Origin of the sequence: Mesorhizobium sp. M8A.F.Ca.ET.165.01.1.1, from assembly GCF_004792065.1 — a bacterium.
Classification (GTDB): domain Bacteria; phylum Pseudomonadota; class Alphaproteobacteria; order Rhizobiales; family Rhizobiaceae; genus Mesorhizobium.
The window spans coordinates 1-299 of sequence record NZ_SRTH01000204.1 but is presented as its reverse complement, the minus strand read 5'-3'; the positions used below and the strand labels follow the sequence as shown (position 1 = coordinate 299).

The 299-nt window shown below is 56.5% G+C and carries 1 protein-coding gene; it reads left to right on the top strand.

Annotated features, from left to right (window positions below; translation table 11 throughout):
- Positions 1-182: 182 nt before the first annotated feature.
- A partial coding sequence (locus EN808_RS35755; protein WP_135918261.1) for an NAD-dependent epimerase/dehydratase family protein occupies positions 183-299 on the top strand: 117 nt, incomplete at its 3' end.

Sequence of the window (299 nt, the reverse complement as noted above, 5' to 3'; positions counted from 1 at the left end):
ATTGAGTCTGCGCAAAGCGCAGCCCTGCCCATGCCGACAACCTCGGCGTTGAATTTTCGAAGCAGGGATAATTCGTCATGGTCAGACACCGTTCCAAGGCCAGGGGCATGCGCGACGCTCAACGTGACAAATCCTGTTGCACAGGAACTGAATCCGATCAAACGAGCCCGGACATGCGGGTTATGCAGGTGGCGCGGAAAGGTCCGATCGTAGTCACCGGCGCTGCTGGATTCATCGGATTTCATGTGGCGTCCCGGCTTATGCGTCACGGTGCGCAGGTAATTGGCGTTGACAATTTC